16 protein-coding genes are annotated in these 18,067 nt (G+C 44.3%); 4 read left to right on the forward strand and 12 right to left on the reverse strand.

Annotation, left to right across the window (positions count from 1 at the left end):
* Positions 1-381: 381 nt before the first annotated feature.
* Positions 382-1,389 carry a sugar-binding transcriptional regulator gene (locus tag vsple_RS19985; protein WP_261883572.1) on the forward strand — a complete coding sequence of 336 codons (1,008 nt, stop codon included), beginning with the start codon at positions 382-384 and terminating at the stop codon, positions 1,387-1,389.
* 87 nt (positions 1,390-1,476) lie between these two features.
* Here vsple_RS19985 and vsple_RS19990 read toward each other — a convergent pair whose 3' ends face one another.
* The 7 genes from vsple_RS19990 to moeA all read right to left on the reverse strand — a co-directional run bounded on the left by vsple_RS19990 (position 1,477) and on the right by moeA (position 10,281).
* Positions 1,477-3,774, reverse strand: coding sequence for a putative bifunctional diguanylate cyclase/phosphodiesterase (locus vsple_RS19990; protein ID WP_261883573.1), 2,298 nt, complete (start codon positions 3,772-3,774; stop codon positions 1,477-1,479).
* Between the two features lie 185 nt (positions 3,775-3,959).
* Positions 3,960-4,805 (reverse strand): sulfurtransferase, encoded by an 846-nt coding sequence (locus vsple_RS19995; protein ID WP_261883574.1) that lies wholly within the window; start codon positions 4,803-4,805, stop codon positions 3,960-3,962.
* 67 nt (positions 4,806-4,872) lie between these two features.
* Complete coding sequence (locus vsple_RS20000) at positions 4,873-5,196, reverse strand: hypothetical protein (RefSeq protein WP_261883575.1); 324 nt, start codon at positions 5,194-5,196, stop codon at positions 4,873-4,875.
* A 145-nt stretch (positions 5,197-5,341) separates the two neighbouring features.
* Entirely contained in the window at positions 5,342-5,881 is a 540-nt protein-coding gene (locus vsple_RS20005; protein ID WP_261884026.1) for a hypothetical protein, read from the reverse strand.
* Positions 5,882-5,886: 5 nt separating this feature from the next.
* Positions 5,887-8,031: an LruC domain-containing protein gene (locus vsple_RS20010; protein WP_261883576.1), complete on the reverse strand. Its 2,145-nt coding sequence runs from the start codon at positions 8,029-8,031 to the stop codon at positions 5,887-5,889.
* A 243-nt stretch (positions 8,032-8,274) separates the two neighbouring features.
* Positions 8,275-9,033, reverse strand: coding sequence for a molybdopterin-synthase adenylyltransferase MoeB (gene moeB, locus vsple_RS20015; RefSeq protein ID WP_261883577.1), 759 nt, complete (start codon positions 9,031-9,033; stop codon positions 8,275-8,277).
* Between the two features lie 12 nt (positions 9,034-9,045).
* Positions 9,046-10,281 carry a molybdopterin molybdotransferase MoeA gene (gene moeA / locus vsple_RS20020; protein WP_261883578.1) on the reverse strand — a complete coding sequence of 412 codons (1,236 nt, stop codon included), beginning with the start codon at positions 10,279-10,281 and terminating at the stop codon, positions 9,046-9,048.
* A 188-nt stretch (positions 10,282-10,469) separates the two neighbouring features.
* Between moeA and folE the strand changes: the two genes are divergently transcribed.
* Positions 10,470-11,123 carry a GTP cyclohydrolase I FolE gene (gene folE / locus vsple_RS20025; RefSeq protein ID WP_150870299.1) on the forward strand — a complete coding sequence of 218 codons (654 nt, stop codon included), beginning with the start codon at positions 10,470-10,472 and terminating at the stop codon, positions 11,121-11,123.
* A gap of 444 nt (positions 11,124-11,567) precedes the next feature.
* Here the strand turns inward: folE and vsple_RS20030 are convergent, their stop codons facing one another.
* From vsple_RS20030 to vsple_RS20045, 4 genes are all read right to left on the reverse strand, one after another.
* On the reverse strand, positions 11,568-12,113 hold the full coding sequence (locus tag vsple_RS20030; protein ID WP_261883579.1) for a hypothetical protein: 546 nt from the start codon (positions 12,111-12,113) through the stop codon (positions 11,568-11,570).
* 10 nt (positions 12,114-12,123) lie between these two features.
* A complete protein-coding gene (locus vsple_RS20035) occupies positions 12,124-12,663 on the reverse strand; it encodes a YaeQ family protein (protein ID WP_261883580.1) in 540 nt (179 codons plus the stop codon).
* Between the two features lie 112 nt (positions 12,664-12,775).
* Positions 12,776-12,985 (reverse strand): cold-shock protein, encoded by a 210-nt coding sequence (locus tag vsple_RS20040; RefSeq protein ID WP_150896589.1) that lies wholly within the window; start codon positions 12,983-12,985, stop codon positions 12,776-12,778.
* A 491-nt stretch (positions 12,986-13,476) separates the two neighbouring features.
* Positions 13,477-14,550: a PQQ-dependent sugar dehydrogenase gene (locus tag vsple_RS20045; RefSeq protein WP_261883581.1), complete on the reverse strand. Its 1,074-nt coding sequence runs from the start codon at positions 14,548-14,550 to the stop codon at positions 13,477-13,479.
* Positions 14,551-14,776: 226 nt separating this feature from the next.
* Between vsple_RS20045 and vsple_RS20050 the strand changes: the two genes are divergently transcribed.
* A complete protein-coding gene (locus vsple_RS20050; protein ID WP_255231966.1) occupies positions 14,777-15,967 on the forward strand; it encodes a multidrug effflux MFS transporter in 1,191 nt (396 codons plus the stop codon).
* 139 nt (positions 15,968-16,106) lie between these two features.
* Here vsple_RS20050 and vsple_RS20055 read toward each other — a convergent pair whose 3' ends face one another.
* On the reverse strand, positions 16,107-16,880 hold the full coding sequence (locus tag vsple_RS20055) for a siderophore ferric iron reductase (protein WP_261883582.1): 774 nt from the start codon (positions 16,878-16,880) through the stop codon (positions 16,107-16,109).
* 212 nt (positions 16,881-17,092) lie between these two features.
* On the opposite strand from vsple_RS20055, the gene vsple_RS20060 reads away from it, so the two are divergent.
* Entirely contained in the window at positions 17,093-18,010 is a 918-nt protein-coding gene (locus tag vsple_RS20060; protein WP_255231965.1) for an AraC family transcriptional regulator, read from the forward strand.
* Positions 18,011-18,067 lie beyond the last annotated feature (57 nt).

The following is an 18,067-nucleotide window of genomic DNA, read 5'->3' on the forward strand; positions in this document are numbered from 1 at the left end:
CATCACCAAATCATTGGTTCAGTTGTTCATTAATTTTAAAATTTCGAGCTGACGAACATTTGCTTCGAACATATGTTCGTTGGCTGAGTAAATGATGAAGCCATATTTATCCGATCTCGCGCTAAAGTCAATGGGAAGTAGTGCAGTAAAGTGACTTTAATCAAATATAATTTACTCCAATAAACACGGGGTCTGAAAGCAAACGTTTAATGCTTGTGTGTTAAGCCGTTTAATGACTCTTTGATGACAAAGTTCTATGTGATCATTTGTTTTCTACCATTACAAATGTTCATGATGTAAACTGATGCGACAGTTGCTTTGCTATCGGGCATTTGCTGCTTATTTAGGTGAATAAATTGTTAAATACTTGTTGGGTGGTATATGAGTAAGAATATTCAAGATGTGTCGGAAGAAAATACTGATCTTCTCACTGAAGTGGCGGTTGCCTACTATCAAGACGGTGCGACACAAGAAGAGATATCGAAAAAGTTCTCAATCTCTCGTGCAAAGGTTGGTCGAATGCTCAAGCAAGCGCGAGACGAAGGTATCGTAGAAATTACGGTAAAGTACCACCCGGTGTTTAGTGCCAAAATTGAGCAGCGCTTAATTGAGCGCTTTGGTGTTAAGCGCGCACTTGTTGCGCTGGATCAACCGAATGAAGAGCAACAACGACAACAAGTCGCAGGTTTAGTATCTAATTACCTAACCAGTACCTTAAAAAACGGCATGGTAGTGACAGTAGGCCAGGGGCGTAACGTATCGTCTGTGGCGCACTACACTGGTGTAATTACGCCACGTGATTGTAAGTTCGTATGTGGTATCGGAGGTATTCACCCAAGAGGGGGGATGTTTAATGCCGACCACATTTGCCGTCAGCTAGCGAAAAAGTACGGTGGTTCGTCGGAAACCTTGTATGCCCCGGCTTATGCCGAGAATAAAGCGCAAAAAACTGCCTTTATGGAAAATAGTACCGTTAAGCAAACTCTCGACCTTGCCCGAAAAGCTGATGTAGCATTAGTCGGCATTGGTGATATGAGTGAAAACAGCTACATGGTGGATCTAGGCTGGTTTACGGCGGGTGAGGTGGTTCAATCTCGTTTGCTACAAGGTGTCGTTGGTGATTTTGCAGGTTATGATTTCTTCGATGTACACGGTAAAGCAGCTAATACGGTAATGAGTGACCGTGTTATCGGCTTGGGTTTGGAAGAGTTTCGCCCGATTGCTGAGGTGATTGCTATTGCTGCTGAGAATAGTAAGCCGCTTGCACTGCTTGGTGCACTTCGTACTGGGGTTGTGGATGTGATTGCAACCAGCGTAAGCAACGCATTGACTGTTCTCAACTTGGATGAGCAGATGAAATATGCAGAAAAGGGTGGAAGTGCTAAGTAACTCATTTGTGGGTTTATTTAGTTAGCGACATTCGATCAGACTTACTTGGGTAAAATAAACAAAAATGGAAGCGTCGGCTTCCATTTTTTATGCTTCGCACTCTTCCTCAACTGAAGGTGTATATCGCTTTAGGTATTGGCTAAGCTCTTCATATGGTATTGGTTTAGCAAAGTAATAGCCTTGCATTAAGTCACAGTGGCAAGCCTTCAAGACATCGAAGTGCTCTTTGGTCTCGACGCCTTCTGCCAGTACCACCATGCCAAAGTTTTTACCAATAGCGATGATGTTTTGAACCATCGTCAGAGATTGGGTATCGCAGTTAATGTTCTCAATAAAGCTCTTATCGATCTTCAATTCATAGATAGGTAATGCCTTCAACATGCTCAGAGAAGAGTACCCCGTACCAAAATCATCCAGTGAGATCTTAATGCCTTTATCATAGAGTGATTCAAATATAGGGCGTACTTGTTGTACATCTTCTATGAATAAGTTCTCGGTGATCTCCAGCGTGAGATAGTCACTAGGGAACTGGTATTTTTCAAGCGTCGCTAATAGGTGTTCTGTAAATGAAGCGTGCATAAACTGGCGCACAGAAATATTGATTGACAAACCCAGCTTCAACTTTTCGATCCGATGCAGGTGTGCAATCTGCTGAATACTGGATTCAATGATGAACTCACCCAATTTAGGCATTAACCCCGTTTTTTCAGCGATGGGAATGAAGACGTCAGGTGGCACAAATCCTAGCTCATCATCGATCCAGCGCACCAGTGCTTCAACGCCATGAACAGTGCCATCTGCTCGTAGAAGCGGCTGGAACACCATAAAGAGGGTCTGCTTCTCAACAGCAACTCTCAGTTTTTGCTCAACCTTCATTTTGTATAGGTGAGTTTCCTGCATCTCCGCAGTGAACATGCTGTACGAGTTTTGCTGCTGTTTCGCTTTATACATTGAGATATCAGCCGAACGCAGAAGACTATCTAGATCTGTGCCGTGCTGTGGGAACTGAGCGATCCCGATACTGCAACTTAACAGGAACTGTGATTCGTCTACGTCATAAGGTTTCGATAACACCTCAATAATTCGTTCCGCCAAGCGTTGCAACTCTCTCTCATTGGAAAGAGGGGTTAAGAATAAGAACTCATCACTTGCGTCTCTTATTACGAGGCTTAAGCGTGATTGGAAGCGACTAAGGCGTAGGGCGATTTGTTTGAGAATCTTATCGCCGAAATCATGCCCATGCGTGTCATTCACACTCTTAAAATTGTCGATATCGATAAATAGCAAAGTAAACGGATGTTTTTCATCATCAAGCCACTTGCTGATATTTTGACGCATATAGAATCGATTGGGTAAAGAGGTCAGCGGATCGTGATTCGCTTGGTAGATAAGTTGCTTGCGTGTGCGAAGCTCACTCTTTGAAATCGATTTTACCAATACATAAAAGCCAGCGTGTAGCAGCAAGAAAACGGCAATGTAGATACTAAATTCTTCCCAAAATACCAGATCGACATGAGCAAGTTCTGTTGTACCGATAACCCAAAGTTTGTAATCGTTTAGGTACCTCTTGGTTACGATGCTATTGTTGCCTTGTTGCTCCACGATTGTTGAATAAATTTTTCCACTTTCCTTGGCATCTTGGATCGTGATTTTGTGCGACTTGGTAAAGCTATTGTTGATATGCTCGACCATATTCCGATCAACGGGGGTCGAGTAGGGTCTCAGCGAAACCACATCTTTTGAGTAGAATTGTTGATATAGATCGTCACGTAGTAGGCTTAAACTATTGTATTCAGCCGTATTAACGTTCTTTTTAAATAGGATAGTGCTATTGAGCTTTAACCCAGCCGTCATTACCGCGGCTACATCAGTGCCGTTGATGGAAATTGACTTACGAATAGGGATAACCAGCGTACCTAAGGAGTCTTGAAAGTAGGTTCGGCCTAGCACCATTTTTTGGCTTTCAATCGCTTCCAAAAATGAGTCGCGTGTGTAGTCATAGTTGAGAAGATTGGGTTGTTCAGCCAGCAGCAAATTCGAGCTAACGGCTAAATATTCTCCTCGAGGATTGATCAAGCCGAAGGCGGCGATGGCTGGGTGAGTGTCAAGTAGCTTGTCCAAGATAGGACGGATCTGGAGTGCGGCTGTACGAGTAAAATCGGATTGTTGGAGTAGTTGATGGCCGACGACTTCCAGTAGCGCTTCTTGGCTAGTAAGAAGAGATTCGATAGAGTTCGAAAACAGTTCTAGTTGCATATGCTGCTGGCGCGTAAAGTCGTCTCGGTTAGTTTGCCATTTGATAATCCCAAACGCAGAAAAAAGTATCAAAGTCAGCAGTACGATTAATACGTACAACGTCCAGATATTTTTTTTGAATACAGCCATACAACGCCTTTGGATCTAGATAACACTCATGTAACGGCCAATTTTGAGAAACCTTGAATCGAAATTATAAAAAAGAGCACCGTACCTGTTCTGTTGTATAGTAACAAAACACATATTGATTGAGTATAATTTCGATCAAAATCATCTGTTATTTGGTTGAGTAGGATGACCTTTTGAGCTGACGTTTATGATTTGGTCACTTCGATCGGCAGGTTTTCATTGGATCCCCATTCTGTCCATGAACCGTCGTAAACACTCATGGGATTGTGGTATCCCGCCATTTTCGCAGCGAGCAAAATAATACAAGCTGTAACCCCGGAACCACAGCTAAAGACCATGGGTAACTGTTGGTGAATGTCTAAATCGCTGAAGACCGTTTTGAGTTCCTGCTCTGATTTTAAACGCCCTTGCTCCATGACTTGAGAAAATGGGAGACAAACAGAGTGTGGAATGTGACCGCTTCTTAGTCCCGGACGAGGCTCTGGTACTTTTGAGTCGAAACGAGCTTGAGAGCGTGCATCAAGAATATTGGCTTGTTGCGTTTTCGAGTAGTCGTTTACTTGATCAGCATCGATGAAGTACTGTTCGTCTAAGGTGCCTTCAAAGTCACCCAAAGTGTCGGCACTTGTGTAGTTTGAAACGGTCTCGAAGCCGCTCTCTATCCATGCAGGTAAACCACCGTCTAGAATCAGAGTATTGGTATGGCCCATAGCTAAGAACATCCACCAAGCGCGTGGTGAGGCAAACGTACCTGCATTGTCATACACCACAACGGTACTGTTATTGTTTATACCAAGCGCTCGAGCACGTTCGTTGAAGTGTTTCTCGGTAGGGAACATGTGCGGAAGCAAGGTGTGTTTATGACAGAAGTCTTTGTCGTAGTCGAATCTCACTGAGCCCGGAATAAACTGGTCCGTAATTTTTTTTGCTTCGCCTGGGATTTGAAATTCAATACTGGCATCGAGAAGAATAATGTCTTGCTGTTGTAGCAGCTCGTGCAACTGAGCGGGTGTGATCAGAGATTGAGTCATAGTGCTCCACTTCCTGTGTTGTTATTGTTTAATTTGAGATATTTAAAAAAGATGAACTTCGGGCAAGCTATTGGGTGCTGTCTGCGGCGATACAGTGCTGATATTTATAGCTTTGTTGCCCAGTAGCTTGATTCAATAATGCATCAACAATCACTATAGAATCAATGGGGCATTCAAGAGTTGCAGGGACTGACAATCGAAAGCTTGGCTCATCACCAAGTTTTAAGGTTAAGTAACGACGGTGGCCATCAAGCGATTGGGTAAGGGTATTCGCTATGACGATCGCTCGCTTTTCTACAGGAACAGAGGAATGGGCGGTTAACTGAATTAACGCCACTAAAACTACACCCCCCAAACCTAGAATAACAAACGCTAACTTTATCTGTTTCATAGAGTTGTTTGGGTTCCTAGACTATGTGCGGTTAGTTTTAAGATACGCCAATTATACTCAATTACGAACTTCTCCGAGTAAGTTCGTGAGATAACTAACAACAAAAAGCGAGCCCATATGAGCTCGCTCGTATTTGGTTGGGTCTCTACCACGTAACTTGCATCACATCTGATGAAACCACTTGCTGAAGCGGCGCTTGACCATCATAGAACCAGATCTCAATCAGGATGTTCTCCTCGCTGATTGGAGCGGTAAATGAAGAGCTAAATTGTCCGTTGTTTAATGACCCCGCTAGTAATCGGCTTGAATAGTCTGGCTTAAAAGTCGCGTCACTGCGTTCAGAATAGCGGCTGTACACAGATACGAATGAACGGTTCGTCGATATATGACTGATGTCGATATTAAGGTCATGCTGCTCGACTGGGTTGTAGTCAAAACCATCGGGTACGGTTAAGTCGGACATCGTGCTTGCCACTGCCGGAGCGGGTGCAGCCGTTGAACCGCCACCTCCGCCGCCCCCACCTCCACCACAACCAAAGATTAATGTAGTGGTGGCGAGTAGTATTATTAATGATGCTTGTTTAACCATGACTCCGCTTCCTTGTTGTAAATGCTTCTGTTGTGCCGATGAGTTTGTGTTGTTGTCGCTAATATGTGGTTGTGAGGCTTTCATTTGTCTGTTCATCATGATTACTCCTCAGATTTCAAGTCGTAACATTGGTCAGCTTCCGGAGACTGGAACCAGGTTGTCGCCTCTTCGCCGCCAGACTCTGCAAACATCTTGAATTGTGGGTATGCCGTTACGATGTCTACACGTTCTTGTGGCCATTCCCACTCGGCTGTTGACGTAATCATTAATGCCCAAGGGTGGTTCTCTGCAGTTTTGAAGTACTTGCCTTCACTTGGACTGCTGTCATCAACACCTAGGCCAGTTTCGAATAGGTTTGCACTATCGAAGGCTTCGGTGGGTGCTTGGTCAGCTAAGTGAACTTCCCAACTACGACCTGGATGTAAAGGTAAGTTTGGACCATGGTAATGACCGGGAGTCGCGAAGATGAATGGGTCGTATGGCATATCCGTCCAAGCGTTCGCGTCAACGCCTTCTCCTTCTAATGAAATACCAATTTGGAAGGCAAATTGTTCATCGTCTTTACAGCCATTTTGTGTGCGATAGAAATCACAGCTGGTGGCGATTTTTTCAGTCAGGTTCTCAGCGACAACAAAAATGGCTTCACTGCGACCGCTTTCCATATTGAGAGTCGTGAACACACCATTCTCTTTCATGTAAGAGTTACCAGTGCTGACAGAGCTTGGCGCTAAGTTTGGAAGACGTACAGCAAAGCCATTAAGGTAATCCGCCCCGACCGCTACTAAGCGACCATCAATCGTTGATTTGACGACTTTCCCATCTTTTACGATCTCTGTAATGCGATAGCGAAGTACAGCGTCATTCATGTCGTAGTCAGCTTTGTAAGGCCAATTATCTTCATAAGCGAGCGTGGCGTACCCCGATGCACTTGGGAAGTATCGAGCGGTAGCTCCATCATTCAGTACATCGACTTGAATATCAACAACTTCACCGGAAGTAGAGCCACCGTAATACTCTAGGTTGGTCTGTTGGCTGAAACGGAAACGAGCCCATGTCGTACCCGTTAAAGCATTAACATCGACATTTAGGAATAGCTCGTTTTCACCAGCAGAGAGTTGATAGTCAGAGAACACTTTTTCGTTCTCGCCATCAAAGCTGCCATCTTGGTTCCAATCGATCCAAGCGGATAGGTAACCTGTAGTTGACGCTTCAATCATGACTTTGGAATCAAGACCAGCTTCGAGAGCGGTAACAAATCCGATACCGCCGTTAGTCCACTCATCGTCTATGCCGGTTGTTTCATCAGAATGTGGCGATTCGAAACCATCTTGCTCGCCATCTGGGGCTTCGCTACCAAGCCATGTAACACCGTCTAATTCATGTCGCGGTCCATTACTGCTTAGCAGTGTCAAGTAGCTATCTGGTGCATCACCGAAGTCGATATTTGAATCTTCATTGATCACTGGAGCATTGGCACAGCGTGCACCATCATTTTGATTAGAGCTAGGGCCATTTGATACAAACTCAATGGCAGGCACGATACCGGCAGCGATATTGGCAGAGTTATCTGGTGATAGATTTACACGGTAGATTTTGCCGTCTTGGTTACGTGAAACATAGTAGTTACCATTGACATCGAAATAGCCGGCACCAAAGGTTCCTGTTTCTCCGGTATCACCAATTGATATCGTAGCGCCGGTGTTTGGATCGAAGGAGTAGAGCACACCAGAATTGTTGTCGATTCCGTAGAGCTTGCCGTCACTCGGATGAAACGCAAAGTCAGTGAGTTTGACCGTAGCAACATCAGATACTTTCACAACAGGTAGGACTGCGTTGGGGTTTGACGCGAGCGGTGTAAGATCAATCGTGAACAAGCCTTTTCCGGTTCGGTATAGGTAGTAAGTGCTGTTATAAACATCACCGACATAAAAAGTGTGGTCGGTTGGCAGACCGCTGGTGTTAACAACCTCGGCTTGGAAGTCTGAGCCTAACCTAACGATGCGTTTATTGGTCGTGTCATAGCCATAGATATAGCGGTCGTCAAAGCTAAAGCCGACACCATTTATGTTAGCGTTAATACCTGTATCTGACTGTAATAGCGTGGTCGACCCAGTGACTAGGTTAACGCCGTATACTTGAACCGGTGTAGATTGGAAAAGGTATGCCTGACTTGGGCATGTATCGAAAGGCGCAGCTTGGGCTAGAAGCGGTGCACCGAGTAGCAAACTTAACGTTGGAATTCTCATAGCAGCATCCTTGTGATGGAAGATAATTTATGAGTATCAATTCTTATGCCAATTTTAAGTTATTGTATTTATTGAGTTTGTGTTTTCATTTTTTGGCTTTCTCAAAATGAGAATTGAATTGGAGTCGAGATAAGCCAAGTCGCGTAGAGAGTTTTCAAAATGAAAATAAGGGGAAGTGAATAGAATAAGAGCTTCAAATCCAGGGATGAAGCTCTTAATAGGAAGTGCGTTGTAGTGTGATGTTTATTTGGAGACACCACACACGGTACAGGTCGGCATTTTCATCAATTTCATCTCGTGCCAGCTGTGTGACATTGCATCTAAGATAAGCAGCTTCCCTTCTTTTGAAAAGCCAAATTGCGCGATCACTTTAATGGCCTCCAAAGCCTGTGCCGCGCCGACCATACCCACAACCGGTGCCATAACGCCAGCCTCAACGCAGCTAAGCGAAGCCGAGCCGAATAGCGCACTTAAGCATTGATAGCACGGAGCGTTCTCGTTTTGGTAGGTAAATACACTGATTTGACCTTCCATACGAATCGCTGCACCAGAGACCAATGGAACTTTTGCTTGGTAGCACAATCGATTGAGTTGATTACGCGTCTCTACGTTGTCACACGCATCCAGCACTAATGTGTGAGATCGAATCAGGCCATCTAGTTCATCGTCTGACAGACGTCGGTCTACTGTTTCTACCTTCAAATAAGGATTCAGCTGTTTGAGTGATTCCGCTGCCGACTCGACCTTTTTCTTTCCGATGTCAGCATCGGTATGCAACACTTGCCTTTGCAAGTTAGATAGCTCTACTACGTCATCATCGATGAGCGTGAGCTTGCCAATACCCGCTGTAGCCAGATATTGGGACGCTGCACAGCCTAAGCCGCCGGCTCCTAATACTAGAATAGAGCTTTGCTTGAGGGCTTCTTGCCCTTCAAAATCGAACTGTTTAAGAATGATCTGGCGGTTGTAGCGAAGCATCTCCGCATCAGACAGAATTTCCATTAACAAGCCTCGTTAGTAGAGTGTTGAATTAAACAGTTGGATTTGAACAGTTTCACCTGCTTCGACACGACCACGCTCACGTTCAAGTACCACAAAGCAGTTCGCGAGGCTCATTGATCGGAACGCGCCTGAGCTTTGGTTACCTGTTGTTTCGACAACGAACTGACCATTTTCGATGGTGTAGATGCCGCGTTGATAGTCGGTACGCCCCGGCGCTTTTTTAAATGCAGAACGTGTTGTCGCGGGAATCGACTCAGGTGCTTTCCAAGCAGTGTTGCCAGCCAATTTAGCGAGCATCGGTTGTACGAGGACGTACATAGTCAGAACCGCAGATACTGGATTGCCGGGAAGACCACAGAACCAAGCGCTCTCTAGTTCGCCAAATGCAAAAGGTTTACCCGGCTTAATTGCCAATTTCCAAAAACCAATCTGACCAAGTTCTTCAAGGATGTCTTTGGTGTAGTCCGCTTCACCAACACTCACGCCACCAGAAGTCACGACAACATCAGCGAGCTGTTGCGCTTTTTCGAATGTTTGCTTCAGCGTAGTAGGGCAATCAGGAATGATGCCTAAATCAATGGCTTCGCAGCCGAAAGCCTCAATCAGTGGTTTAATACCGTAGCGGTTGCTGTCGTAGATCTGACCATCTTCTAATGGTTGACCTAGAGGTTTAAGCTCGTCACCAGTAGAGAAGAAAGCAACCTTAGGTTTGCGCAACACTTGAATGTGACTAATACCCAGAGACGCGATCATTGGAATATCACGAGGTGTCAGACGTTCGCCTTTACTCAGCACAACGTCACCTTGCTTGATGTCGTCACCCGTTGGACGAATGTTGTTGTTTGGCTTGATGTCAGTCTGTTGAATTTCGATGCCGTTTTCGGTTTCACGCGTATTTTCTTGCATGATGACCGCATCGCAACCTTCTGGAATCTTAGCGCCAGTCATAATGCGCACACAGGTGTTTTGTGGCCATTCACCTTCAAAAGGCTGACCCGCAAATGATTTACCTGCGAGTGGGAGAGTATTGCCATTTTCTAGGTCTGCTAGACGAAGGGCATAACCATCCATTGCTGAGTTATCAAAAGGAGGAACAAAAATAGGTGAGAGAATATCTTCAGCAAGAACGTAACCTAGAGCATCTGCCAATGGCAGTGATAGTGTATCTTGAATTGGGGTAATTGGTGATAGCAGCTTATCAAGTGCTTCTTCAATTGGCATTAAGCCCGGAGCGTCGCAACAGCCCATAATTGAATTCCTTTGATCGTTATTATTTTGATTTGTTTGTTGGTACATCGGTATCAACGAAATTGATGCCACTTTAGCATAGTTTGAGGCCCGTAAATAATGACCTCCCTTAAAATATGGGTGTAATTATTCAAAATTCCGAGTATCCTTGTCTGCCATCCAAAAGGGGTAATAGAAGAGGAAGTTCAATGTCAGGTCTTAGCGAATCAGCGAAGTTGGTTAAAGATGCGCTAGCGAGCCGCGGGTTAGAAACACCAATGAGCCCGAATCAGGTAAGCCGTGAAGAGAAAAAGGAACGAATCGAACACCATATGCGTGAGATTCTGACTCTTCTAGAACTTGATTTAACCGATGATAGCTTGGAAGAAACACCACATCGTATTGCTAAAATGTATGTCGATGAAATCTTCTCTGGTTTGGATTACGCCAACTTCCCTAAAATCACTGTGATCGAAAACAAAATGGGCGTTCGTGAAATGGTACGTGTGAAAGACATCACGGTAACCAGCACGTGTGAACATCATTTAGTGACGATTGATGGCAAAACGGCGGTTGCTTATATTCCTCGTGGAAAAATCATTGGTCTTTCTAAGATCAACCGTATTGTTCGCTTCTTTGCTCAGCGCCCACAAGTTCAAGAGCGCATGACTCAGCAAATTTTAGTTGCACTTCAAACTCTGCTTGAGACCGATGATGTTGCGGTAACAATGGATGCAGTTCACTACTGCGTGAAGTCTCGTGGCGTGATGGATGCAACCAGTGAAACGACCACAACTGCTTTGGGTGGAATTTTCAAGTCAAACCCAGCAACTCGTCATGAGTTCTTACACGGTTTACGCTAATCTACGATTGATTAGATAAGTTTGATTTCACTACTTAAATCGACAAGATAAATCGACAAGAAGTATTCGAAGCCTCGCAGTCTGCGGGGTTTTTTGTATCTGATTCGCACCATTGCCTAACGCGACAGCAAGCGTTACGGGGAGTTTCTTTATGCAAATGTGGTTTTGCGCTGGCGATAGATCCCCGACTCAGTCGTCCCTCCTTCTCGGGGATGACGGTATTTGTAGGCGTTTGAATGAGGAAGTATTTTGAGAAGAGAGGCGGTGTTCTTGTTATTTGTATCTTAGAGTCATTGGGCAACAGGTCGAGGGATGGCAAGAAGATACACTCGTCATTCCCTAAAGCGAGGGACGAGCGTAGTAGGGAATCTTTTACGAAGGCATAGTTTGAAATGAATGCGCTCAACAGGCAGTAAAGCGCATTTTCATTTGAGTTTGAAGCGATTAAGACAGGTTAAACAAGCGCTTAAGATTATGAATTAAACCTGATGGTTTATTCTGAGCTTGATAGATGCTCAACCCATCGTAGAAGCTACCCATAAACGAGACACGAATCTCATCTTCGGTTTGTCTTACGATTCTACAAAGTAGGGCAGCTGTCGCGGCGGCGTGATCGTTCGCTAGGCTGTAATCCATTCCCATACGACCTTGAACAAATAACCAAAGGTGAGTGATGAATTGCAGCTTCTTTGAACTTGAGTGGCTGAATTTCTGACTGTGCTCTTGGCCAACCGTCTCTTCTAGTACCTGCTGCATCGCTTCGCTGGCATCTTTGTCAGAGCTAAATTCATAGCAGGCATCGATGTGCGTTTTCGTCAGCAAGCCAAGTAGGGTTTGAATACTGGAGTTGTCAGGTTTGTTTTCACACGCATGTTTGAACAATGACTGATTGCTCTGGATAAAGTCTTTCGACTCTTGCTCAAACCCAATTTTTAGGGCCTGGATCTGTGCAAAGCCTGCTTCTGATAAACAGTGTTCGAGTTTACTCATCGTACGGGTGCTATTCGTTGCTTTGTAGCTCTTCCCAGGTCACTTCAGCTGACTTGGTATCGCTGTTCACAAAGGCTGAATTGCCCGATAGCATCACTGACAAATCCATCGTACGTTCCGTCATTTCAGCCATTTGCTCTATGCCCTCATTGCTCAGGCGAACAATTTGAGCGTTCAAGTAGCCAAACTTACCTCGGTTTTGCTCCCACCAAACATTCGACTTGGTGTTAAAGCTAAATACTTTAACTGACTTTGCTAAGCGAGTGGCTTTTTTAACGCGTTCAGGATCCGGCTCTCCAACATCGATCCACTCTAAGATCTGATCATCAAGAGACTTTTGCCATAGATCAGGCTCTTCAATGGTCGACAGACCTTTAGTGAATTGAAGCTCTGGTGATGCATTGATACAAAACGCCATGATACGAGCCATCATGCGTTGTTCTGTCTCAGAAGGGTGTTGTGCGATAGTGAGGTTGAACGAGTCGTAGTAGTCTCGATTCATGTCTGTGAGTGAGATACGAAATTTGTAGATTGTAGGTTTAAGAGCCATTAGCAGAGTCTGGTATGATAAATTGGGCTCTATCTTACCTTAACTGAATGAATTTTGGGTAAAAAAATAGCCAGCATTGGCTGGCTATTTTAGGAATGCGTTAAGCGATCAATTAGATTACTTTGATGCTGTCTGCTTGAGGACCTTTTTGACCTTGAGATACTACGAACTCAACTTTTTGGCCTTCAGCAAGAGTTTTGAAGCCTTCACCAACGATTGCAGAGAAGTGTGCAAATACGTCTGGACCGTTTTCTTGTTGGATGAAACCGAAACCTTTAGTTTCGTTGAACCATTTTACTGTACCAGTAACTGTGTTAGACATGATGATATCCTAAATTATTTTTTATTTGAGCCTATTGCGGCACCGATAGCGTGGAAAAGTTTATTGCTATTGCGTACAACACAACGGGGAGTTACTAGTAATCCAACGATATGTTTATATACAAAGAACTTTCTTTCTAGCCGAAATCGAGTCTAAATTAAACAAGGTCTGTGTCAATGGGAACTGTGCTAAAGGTTGCAGAACTTTGGGGGCAGTCAAACTTTCCATTCCTTAGATATCATGGAGTTACAGTGGTATGGTGTTTTGTTGTACTTTTTGTGACAAATAAGTGTGATTTTTGATTAAAAACTGGAGTCATAGCACTAATTCAACAGTTATTTATGTCAATAGTAGTGTTGAAATGTGAGGCGTAAAACAGACCAGAAACGAGAATTATTGGAGTAACTAGACAATTTGCACCTTTATCTAAATGGATCTCCAAGGCAGATATCACATCAAAATGATTACAATATCTTACCCTGGCGACAAACCTAATGGATTATGCGATATAGATTGCCGTTGTCGGTACTAAAGTAGATATCACCCTCTGGTGTGACTTCAATATCGCGAACTCGCTCTCCCATATCTTCAAACAACCGCTCTTCGGCTACGGCCTGGTTGTTCTTATTCAGAGTGACAACATTAATATGAGCGAGCTTCAATGCGCCCGACAATAGCTTGCCATTAAGTTCAGGAAATTTATCACCTCGATAAAGCACTAAACTGCCCGGAGCGATAGAAGGAATATAAACCTTAATAGGTGACTCAATCCCTTTTTTGGTTTTTGCTTCACCAACCTTAATGGGGCCCCAATACTCTTTACCGTGAGATGTGATTGGCCAGCCGTAGTTTGCGCCTTTCTTTATCAGGTTGATCTCGTCACCGCCGCGTGGTCCATGCTCAATCGACCAAAGCTTGTTGGTTTTTTGATCATAGAAAAGACCTTGTGGGTTTCGGTGGCCGTAGCTCCAAATTTCATTCAGTACGTTTTTGTTTTTCACAAAAGGGTTGTTTTTGGGTACCTGTCCGTCAGGGGTTAGCCGCAAAATAGAACCCGCATGGGTTTGCGTGTCTTGGCCGTTGTCCCGATCACCGCGATCACCAATAGAGAAATAGAGACTGTTGCTATCGAAAGTAATGCGGCTGCCAAAGTGACGACCTGTATCTGTTAGGGATTGAGAGACGAACACGTCTTGCCAGTCGGTAATCTGTGTTCCGTTATAGGTCGCACTTGCGAGAGCAGTAACGGCATCACCTTGTTGCTTTTTACTGTAGGTGACATAAATCTTGTCTTTTTCAAAAGGAGATAGAGCAATATCTAAAGCGCCACCTTGACCTTTAGCCCAAACGTCAGGCAGACGAAAAAGCGTTTTTTGCTCGCCGGTACTTAGATTAACTTGTTTAATGACTCCTTCGCGTTCGGTCACTAACATTGTTTTGTCGTCAACATACGCAAGCCCCCAAGGAATCAATAACCCATCGGTGATCTTCTCCACTTGAAGTGCTTGGCTGGGCAACGCAATGGCGAAGCTCAAAGCCGCGGTAATACAATGAGTTAATTTCATACGGTTTCTCCAAATAGTCCCTGTCTTTTAGTGTAGCGTTACTATGGTTTGTGAAAAGTGACTATTTCGAAAATAAATGTAAACAGTATTGTATGAATAAACTCGGTGGCGTATGTTATCTCGTCTTTCCTCACGATGTTTAACAACCATGCTGACACGATGGCTTGTTATGCAAGCATTGTTTCTATCGCTCTAGTTACACTCATCAAAATTAGGTTGCGCAACCATGAAGTCCAGTTTTGAATTTAAAACTATCTTGCTCGCTTGTTTGATCATCAGCGTTGGTCAACTTAGCATGGGCTTGGTGTTTCCATCACTACCTTGGATTGCCAAAGACTTTGATGTGTCACTGGAGCAGGCTCAGTTGTTGGTGAGTGTCTATCTGCTTGGCTTTGGACCTTCACAATTCTTGTATGGCCCAATCTCCGATGCTTTAGGGCGTAAAAAAGTGTTATTGACCGGCCTTCTGATCGCTTTGATGGGACTGCTCGTGATTATTTTCCTGAGTCACTCATTCTCGAATATGGTACTAGGCCGCTTCTTGCAAGGATTAGGAACGGGGTGCTGCGCGGTATTAGCTAGAGCGACAACCCGTGATAGATATTCGGGTTCTGAGTTACCCATAGCAATGTCTTATATTGCTATGGTAGCGTCGATTACACCGTTGATTGCTCCGGTGATTGGTGGATTTATCAATTTCCACTTTGGCTGGAGTATGGTCTTTATCTCGCTGCTTGGCTATGTGAGTTTAGTGTGGTTTGTGATCGCTTTTCGTTTCAAGGAGACGGTCAATCAGTTTTCGAAGATCCCTTCACCGAAGCGTATGGCGATTCAATACAAGGAACTACTGAGTTCCCGATACTTCATCAGCTTTGCCAGTATCGGCTGGCTTAACTTCAGTCTGATGATTACAACCGTTTCAGTGATGCCGTTTATCATGCAGAATCAAATTGGCATGACATCGGATCAATACGCAATGTGGGCTGTGATACCTGCGTTGGGTATGCTAGGAGGCACCAGTCTGTGTAGCCGCATTAGACCTATTTTCGGCAGTAAGAAAACTCTGCTGATTACGCCTGTTCTTCATATCTGCGCGGCTGTTTGGCTGTTTGTGTGCCCTCTAGAGCCTTTATACCTGATGCTTGGACAATTACTGATGATCCTTGGTAACGGTATTGCATTGCCGTGTGCTCAAGCTCTCGTGATGCTTCCATACAAAAAAAATGCGGGTGCGGCGGCAGCGATGTCTGGGGGAGGGCAAATGGTAGTGTCGTCGTTAGTGAGTATGGGATTGGTTAAACTGGGGTTAGGCGAAACTTGGCACCTGTCGATTGTGATTGCTGTGTTTACTTTAATTACACTCTTTAATATCACTCGTGGTTTTAATAGCCCAGAAGCGCAGCAGGTAAATGGATAGAGCCTACTGCCTATCTGATTTCATGAATTACTCATATACGGCGACCATGTTTTACAATGCTGAGAACATCGTGAATCACTTCAACAAAAAAATCTGGAACATAAATAACTTTTGCTAGGGTGACGCTTTACGTCGCTTGTTATTTTGTAGATTTAGCTGCTCGACGCTTATTATCTGGATGTCGAGGGCAATCATCACACAGTTTACGAGAGTCACACTTGTAGACGAGACAACAGCTCGTTCTGATCAACTTCAACATTCCCGTTTCGGGATCGGTTTTAAGGCTGCTTAAATGGCGATCGGGTAGCTCACAAGCCTCTAACCACAGCCTCGCTTGCTCACGTATATATTCGTTGCTGAACTCATTATGGTGACGTTGAACTTTAATGAGTGCCGCTAGAAGATGATCAGCCAGCAAATGCTGTGTAAAGCCCGGACGAATGCGTGTCCAGCTATTAATTTGCTCTCGGTAGAACTCGGATAAAGCCAGTAGCGCTTTACCGGCTTCGGGGATCAAGGTTTCAGGCTTACCATGTTGGTGTGCATCCGTGCTAAAACGGTAGCCAGTGATAAACCCTTTTAAGCGTGATTGACCAATATTCTGGATATCAGGCAGTGAGTGCAACGCATAAATGGAAATAAAGGAGACGTATATAGGTTGCCAGCTGAGTAAATCCCAAGTGCGAGTCAACCAATATGGATTCCCCGCTTCAGGGTGGTTTTTGGCCAAGATATCATAAACACGTTTGATCTCAATGTGACTTTCTGGATTGCTGATCACAATATTCTTGCCGTTAATGGGCCCGAAGCTACCTTTTAAGAAAGGGGTGACTTCTTTTGAAAGGGAGAATACTTTTTGATGAAGAGGCGGGGCTTTTTTACGGGTGACAATGTCGTGAATTTGAGCCAACATAAGAACGCAATAAATGATAATCAATTTCGTTATCATAACCAAACAAAGCGCACTTCACCATACAAATTGGTGCATTGACGTCGTTTGAAATGGATCTTTTGGAATCAGTAACAAACGGTGCGTGACCCGAATCGAGGTTAATGATACTAATATTTGCAAGGCGAATATAACGTGTCGATTTATAACCCACTCAAGACGAAGAAGTATAAACGTTGAATAAGAATACCCCTGCATTTGAGCGAATTAGTAAGGTTCTCGGTTTTATTCACAATAACCTTAGTAGCCCACTCTCTTTAGAAGAGATAGCGACCCAGAGCTGTTGGTCTCGTTGGCAACTGCAGCGCGTCTTTCAGTCAGAGACAGGAATGACCGTAGCGAACTATGTTCGAGAACTTAAGTTGAGCAGAGCCGGCGAAATGTTGTTAGATGAAGACCAAAGAGTCATCGATATCGCGATTGCTCTGGGGTTCAACTCAGAGATTAGCTTCAGCAGAGCGTTTAAGCAGATGTTCGAGATTAGCCCCAGCCAATATCGAAAAAACGGCAAAAGGGTTGGTTTAAAGAAGCCTATTGAGGTGTCGGAGTTCTCTACTGCTTTAGAAAAAGAGAGTTGCGCTCGTTTTGTAGAGGTAAAAATTGATGAGAAGGATGCCTTTCTGATCAAGGGCATGAGTACAGAAATCAGCGGGTTGTTTTCTCTCACGCAGGATTTTTCTCAAAAGGTTCCACAATTGTGGTCACGCCTTGAACAAGAAGTGGTATTGCCTAAACAACAAGACTTGCGTTTTATTGGGGTGGTCGATATCACTCAAGCTAATTTTGACGGCACGAACCTGAAATATTGGGCTGGTGTCGTGTTAGATGAAAATGTCTCTATGCCAACCCTACCGAGTGTCGTTTCAGAAAAACTAGAGATACTCACCGTACCTAAGCAGACTTATGCAGTGGTGAAACATAAAGGACCTATTCAAGGTTTGCCTAATACGTTGTCTTGGTTTGTTCTTAATTGGTTTCCATCTTCAGGGTATCGCGGAATTGACGGCTACGAACTAGAAGTCTATCCAAAGGATTATCAGTCACAGTCACTAGATGCTGAGATGGAGTACTGGGTTCCCATAGTAAAAGCCTAATCAACCTCTGATTTTTTATGGGGAAACCCAAAATTTGACCATGTTTATTGAAGGGTC

Source organism: Vibrio pelagius (genome assembly GCF_024347575.1).
Taxonomy (GTDB): Bacteria; Pseudomonadota; Gammaproteobacteria; order Enterobacterales; family Vibrionaceae; genus Vibrio; species Vibrio pelagius.

Coding starts and splice junctions, on each gene's coding strand:
- vsple_RS19990 (WP_261883573.1), bottom strand. CDS start 3,774: ATGGCTGTATTCAAAAAAAATATCTGGACGTTGTACGTATTAATCGTA.
- vsple_RS20000 (WP_261883575.1), bottom strand. CDS start 5,196: ATGAAACAGATAAAGTTAGCGTTTGTTATTCTAGGTTTGGGGGGTGTA.
- vsple_RS20035 (WP_261883580.1), bottom strand. CDS start 12,663: ATGGCTCTTAAACCTACAATCTACAAATTTCGTATCTCACTCACAGAC.
- vsple_RS19995 (WP_261883574.1), bottom strand. CDS start 4,805: ATGACTCAATCTCTGATCACACCCGCTCAGTTGCACGAGCTGCTACAA.
- vsple_RS19985 (WP_261883572.1), top strand. CDS start 382: ATGAGTAAGAATATTCAAGATGTGTCGGAAGAAAATACTGATCTTCTC.
- moeB (WP_261883577.1), bottom strand. CDS start 9,033: ATGGAAATTCTGTCTGATGCGGAGATGCTTCGCTACAACCGCCAGATC.
- vsple_RS20040 (WP_150896589.1), bottom strand. CDS start 12,985: ATGTCTAACACAGTTACTGGTACAGTAAAATGGTTCAACGAAACTAAA.
- folE (WP_150870299.1), top strand. CDS start 10,470: ATGTCAGGTCTTAGCGAATCAGCGAAGTTGGTTAAAGATGCGCTAGCG.
- vsple_RS20050 (WP_255231966.1), top strand. CDS start 14,777: ATGAAGTCCAGTTTTGAATTTAAAACTATCTTGCTCGCTTGTTTGATC.
- vsple_RS20005 (WP_261884026.1), bottom strand. CDS start 5,881: ATGAACAGACAAATGAAAGCCTCACAACCACATATTAGCGACAACAAC.
- vsple_RS20045 (WP_261883581.1), bottom strand. CDS start 14,550: ATGAAATTAACTCATTGTATTACCGCGGCTTTGAGCTTCGCCATTGCG.
- moeA (WP_261883578.1), bottom strand. CDS start 10,281: ATGGGCTGTTGCGACGCTCCGGGCTTAATGCCAATTGAAGAAGCACTT.
- vsple_RS20055 (WP_261883582.1), bottom strand. CDS start 16,880: ATGTTGGCTCAAATTCACGACATTGTCACCCGTAAAAAAGCCCCGCCT.
- vsple_RS20030 (WP_261883579.1), bottom strand. CDS start 12,113: ATGAGTAAACTCGAACACTGTTTATCAGAAGCAGGCTTTGCACAGATC.
- vsple_RS20010 (WP_261883576.1), bottom strand. CDS start 8,031: ATGAGAATTCCAACGTTAAGTTTGCTACTCGGTGCACCGCTTCTAGCC.